5 protein-coding genes are annotated in these 4,707 nt (G+C 31.2%); all 5 read left to right on the top strand.

Annotated features, from left to right (window positions below; all coding sequences use genetic code 11):
* Positions 1-125 precede the first annotated feature (125 nt).
* The 5 genes from FNW52_RS20300 (at position 126) to FNW52_RS20280 (ending at position 4,278) form a co-directional block, all read left to right on the top strand.
* Complete coding sequence (locus FNW52_RS20300; RefSeq protein WP_143379295.1) at positions 126-1,655, top strand: GIY-YIG nuclease family protein; 1,530 nt, start codon at positions 126-128, stop codon at positions 1,653-1,655.
* Between the two features lie 2 nt (positions 1,656-1,657).
* On the top strand, positions 1,658-2,530 hold the full coding sequence (locus tag FNW52_RS20295; RefSeq protein ID WP_143379294.1) for a leucine-rich repeat protein: 873 nt from the start codon (positions 1,658-1,660) through the stop codon (positions 2,528-2,530).
* Between the two features lie 255 nt (positions 2,531-2,785).
* The gene (locus FNW52_RS20290) at positions 2,786-3,091 is read left to right on the top strand and encodes a hypothetical protein (RefSeq protein WP_143379293.1); all 306 of its coding nucleotides are present in this window, start codon (positions 2,786-2,788) and stop codon (positions 3,089-3,091) included.
* A gap of 2 nt (positions 3,092-3,093) precedes the next feature.
* Positions 3,094-3,468 (top strand): hypothetical protein, encoded by a 375-nt coding sequence (locus tag FNW52_RS20285; RefSeq protein ID WP_143379292.1) that lies wholly within the window; start codon positions 3,094-3,096, stop codon positions 3,466-3,468.
* A gap of 171 nt (positions 3,469-3,639) precedes the next feature.
* Positions 3,640-4,278: a hypothetical protein gene (locus FNW52_RS20280; RefSeq protein WP_143379291.1), complete on the top strand. Its 639-nt coding sequence runs from the start codon at positions 3,640-3,642 to the stop codon at positions 4,276-4,278.
* Positions 4,279-4,707: the final 429 nt, after the last annotated feature.

The following is a 4,707-nucleotide window of genomic DNA, read 5'->3' as shown; positions in this document are numbered from 1 at the left end:
TTTTTACTTTCATCATTGGTCTTAAACTGAAAGTTATGGCGTACTTTTCCCCAACCGTCTTGTAGCAAAAAACCGTTGTATGATACCATTGAGCGACACTAACGTCTATAAATAATCTAAAAAAAATGAGTAGAATAAGAATTGTTGGAGGGAAAATAATAAAAACTACTGGAGGAGACTATAATATGTACTCCAAAGGAAACATAGTATTTAATGCTGCGGGAGCAATAACTGAAACATCAGATGTCGGAATAACTTTTGGAGAACCAAAAGAAGCTCCAAAACTAAAAATGACAGATGTAGAAGTAACCAAAGTTGAAGGGCCTTTTGATGACGAAAGAAATCTTGTAAAAGAGGTAAAAGTAGGCGAATCATATATGTACAAGGCAACACCATCAAGAGTGCCATCTGATTTTGAATTGAAATTATTAAAATGGGCAATAAAAAATGATGATAAGAAAGCAAAACCATTATCAGGAGTTTCGTTTCATAATCAATTAGCATCTGACGGAACAATGCCTTTAAACATTAGAATCGCTGATTCTACAAAAGCAACAGTTTTTGCTTATTTCAATGATATAAATGAAAACTCGGGTGTAGAAGTAAATTTGCAAAGTGATGGAGAAATAAAAGAGAACCAAAAAGATACTAATATTGTTATCACAAACAAAGAGGGGACAAAACTAAACCAAATAAAGCACGAATTTGTAAGTGTAGGCGAAAGCATCGCACAAATAAAACGAACCACTTCAGCAGGTTTCACTTCATCAGGAACTGTATTTGTAAGTCAGTTTAAATCGCAAGTTGCCTCAAGAGGCGAAGAAGTTTGGGCATACAAAAATGAGCACGCTACTTTTGAGGGAACACTAGAACAAGCTAAAACAGCCTTTCCAGATGTTGATTTTTCGGATTTAAAAAAACCATTCTCAGAAGAAAGAAACACACCCGAATTTAACCGAAATATTAGTTTTCCAAGATATTCGCCTGTAAAATGGGAAACTCTCAACGAATTTGATGCCGAAAAAAACGGTGGAAAACCAACCAATTGGACTGCTTACCTTGATGCGACACAAACTGCACTCGATTTAATAGGCTTAATTCCAGTTGCTGGCGAAGCAGCCGATATTATTAGCGGAACAATTTCACTTGCAAGAGGAAACTACGGCGATGCCGCATTAAGTTTTGCATCGGCAATTCCAATAGCAGGAACTTTTATTGGTGGCGCAAAAATCATCAAAAAAGCAGTAAAAGCAGTTGGAGATAACAAAGGTGTTTATGACTTGGTTGTAAAAAATGCTGATGATATTCAAGGTTATGTAGGACAATCCAAAGACGTTGTTACAAGAATAAAAAATCATTTTAGCAAGGCTGGTAAACTATCCGAAACCGTAAAACAAAGTGCAGAAATTATTCATAAAATGAAAGGCTCTACAAAACTCGAACGTGAAATGTATGAGCAGTTTGTTATATTAGAAAAATATGGCGGAGATATAACCACAAAAAACAGCAAAGAAATTCATAAATTACTCAACAAAGTAAATCCTGTAGGTGGAAGATTTGATTTGATGTCTAAAGCAGGAAAAGACAAGTTTACAGAAGAAGCAATCAAAATAGCAAAAAAATATAATTTACCAACTTCATTTGATCCATTTTAATTATGCATTTATCAGGTTTTAAAACAGCACCATATTTGATGGTTAAACCAGATTCAGATTTAGAAAACATAAATCCTGATTTTTTGGAAAACAAATATACTGTACGGTTATCAGGTAAATTTGATAATTATTTTTTACAAGAATTTTCACAAAAATTTCATAATGTAATTAACCTAGATATTGGTAATCAATATGGAGATGGCGACAATTCTTTTATTTATGATTTACCAAATTTAGAGGGTCTTGTTATTTCACTATACAAAGATTCAGAATTTATTTTAGACTGTGAAAAATTACAGAAACTATATTCAATTCATTTTTATGTATGGTCAAAAAAGCATATAGTAAATATTGATGGTTTAAATGATAGCCTAGAGCATTTAACCATTTCGGGATTCGATGAAAAAGACTTAACCAAATTAAGTGGTTTAACTAACTTAAAAAGTTTAAGTTTCAAAACTGCTAAAATAAAATCGTTAAAAGGTATTGAAACATTAACAAATTTAAAATCAATTTCTTTTGGCGGTGTTAGAAGTCTAACAGATATTTCAGATATTAAAACATTGCAAAACTTAAAATATTTAGAATTTGACATTTGTTGGAAACTAGAAGATTTCTCCCCAATTAGCGAACTCAAAGAACTTGAAGTTTTAAGTCTTTTAGATTGTAAAAATTTAGCCTCAATAAAATTTGTAGAAAAAATGCCAAAACTAGAACAATTGGCTTTTCTTGGCACAACCATAGTTAATGATTATGATATTACGCCAGCCAAAAACATCCAACAAGTTTTCGGCTTCAACAATAAATATAATGTAAACTATGAAGAAAAAGCTAAAGAACCAGCAAGAAAAAGTTTTAGCACTTTTTTGAAGTAACCTTTGTCCAAATTTAGCAAAGAGCTAATGAATCTGAATACAATCAATTAACTTAGCAAACCAAAACAGTAATGAGTCATTCAATGGAAAAAATGGCATCATACAACAGCTAGTAAGCAATAGTCGGGAATTAGGCTTAATGGAAAAATGGTTCTGTATTTGGGAAATTAGTGATAATCCGAAAATAATTGCTTTATTTAGCCCGACCATCGCCTACTAGCAAGACGTTGGCAGTAATTTAACCAAAAGAACAGAATGGCATTAGATTTTCATAGACTTGATAACAATGAATTATTGTTTCAAATGGAGAATAATAAATTTGAATATTTACTTGAAATTTTCGAGACATTTAGACAATGGACAGGAATTGTAATTGACCAATACGGAGATTTGAAATTAACAATTGAAAATCAAGAAACAATTGTAAAAATCATAGAAAAGTATATCGAAATTACTGACCTAAATAAAAACAAATTAAAAACTTCTATTATTCTCGAATTTAAAGGATTGTTAATGTTTCTAATAAATAAGAAAATTGAAATTGAATTATTAGGCGATTAATTATGTGGAGCGATCAATACAATTATTATAACATACAAAGTGATGAAGCACATCCAGAAGAAATTGAATCGAAAAAAGTTATAGAAATACTAGCTAAAACAACTTATTTCAAGCAAATTAATCATCAATCTTTCTCTAATTACGACCATTTTCCTTGGCTTGAAATAAATATTGTTAAAGCAAAAAACGGAAATTTCTCTACAAGTGAAAAAGAATTAGAATTTGTAAATTTAATTGCAATTGTTTGCTCAAAAAACATAGAAATTAATCAATCAGTTTATATCGAAACATTTTTGAATGTTGCTAAAGAATTAAATTGGAAATTATATTTGGAACAAGACGATTACGGAAATGAAAATATAGAAATTAAAAGATAATAAATAAACTACTGCCAACACACGCTACAAGCAATTTGGGCATTTGGCTTAATGGAAAAATTGGTTTGCATTTGGAAGATTTGGCAAATCCGAAAGATAACGCTGATTTAACCCCAAACTGCTTGTAGCGCGAGAACGTTAGTGGCAACCATTATAAAACCTGCATTTCAAATGAAGAATAGAGTTGAAATTTTAGAATTGGCTTTAATTTTAGAAAAAATTACATCTGCCTTTTTAGCCGAGCTTCTTGATATTGAAAATTATAAAGAAACTCGATCGCTAGGTAATAAAAGTGGAAATCTTTCTTTTAACCAGAAGGTCGAATTATTAATAGACATTCGTGCATTGTCAAAAAATGATAAAAATAAGTATCAAGCATTTATGGAACTCCGAAATCAATTCATGCACAATTTAGATGCAGACACTTATGAAAAATGCTATAATTTAATGGAAGGAAAAGAAAAATTTGTTTTGAAAATATATCCACAACCTGAGGATATGACAAGAGAAGAACAATTAAGAAGAGCTTCACTTGATATGGCTAATGATATAATTAGAATTACATCTAATTTAATTGAAGTTGTTAAAGAAAAAATTGGAAAACAAGTAACGTTAGAAATGTTACAAAAATCTCAAGATTCAGCCTTTAAAGCAATTAAAGAAATAGAAGATACATTGAATGCTTTTATCGATAAAAAAATTGAACAAAAGGAAAAGATAGAAGTTGAAGGCCTAAAAAATCTGGGTACAGAAATTAGAAAGTTAATTTATGGAGTTTGGGGTCATCATTTTAAAAATGGCAGCCACTAACAGCCGTTTTGAGCTAGTGTGTGATTTAGTGGAATTACCGTTTCGCATCACATTTTCTGCAAAGCCGAAAATTGAAAGGTTACGAACCACACACCATCTCAAAGCGGCGGGACGTTGTGCGCAATTGAGCGTTCGAAACCTGATAAATAGCCTAAAAATTTGAATGAAGGATAGAGTTTAGAAACGGAAAAAAGGATTTGTTTTTTCGTCAAGCCTTGCAAACGATATTTGCTGAAAATACATTTTCAAAGCGAAGACGCTTAAAGGCTTGCCAAAGTTATAAGAAAAATATGAGAAAGTCAAGTTTTTTTTATTATAACTGGTTCAACTCTAGATTTTAGCGCAAATTTTGAGTCTAGGATTTTAAAAAACTACGCCTATCCCCCGCCAGGATAGGAGCAATATTTTAAAATCATTTATCTAGCTTTC

The organism is Flavobacterium sp. ZT3R18, assembly GCF_007097385.1.
In the GTDB taxonomy this organism is placed as follows: domain Bacteria; phylum Bacteroidota; class Bacteroidia; order Flavobacteriales; family Flavobacteriaceae; genus Flavobacterium.
This window is presented reverse-complemented; position numbering and strand designations above follow the sequence as displayed.

What these genes read in the sequence shown, in the direction of transcription:
- FNW52_RS20280 (WP_143379291.1), top strand. Translation starts at nt 3,640, where the DNA reads ATGAAGAATAGAGTTGAAATTTTAGAATTGGCTTTAATTTTAGAAAAA.
- FNW52_RS20285 (WP_143379292.1), top strand. Translation starts at nt 3,094, where the DNA reads ATGTGGAGCGATCAATACAATTATTATAACATACAAAGTGATGAAGCA.
- FNW52_RS20290 (WP_143379293.1), top strand. Translation starts at nt 2,786, where the DNA reads ATGGCATTAGATTTTCATAGACTTGATAACAATGAATTATTGTTTCAA.
- FNW52_RS20300 (WP_143379295.1), top strand. Translation starts at nt 126, where the DNA reads ATGAGTAGAATAAGAATTGTTGGAGGGAAAATAATAAAAACTACTGGA.
- FNW52_RS20295 (WP_143379294.1), top strand. Translation starts at nt 1,658, where the DNA reads ATGCATTTATCAGGTTTTAAAACAGCACCATATTTGATGGTTAAACCA.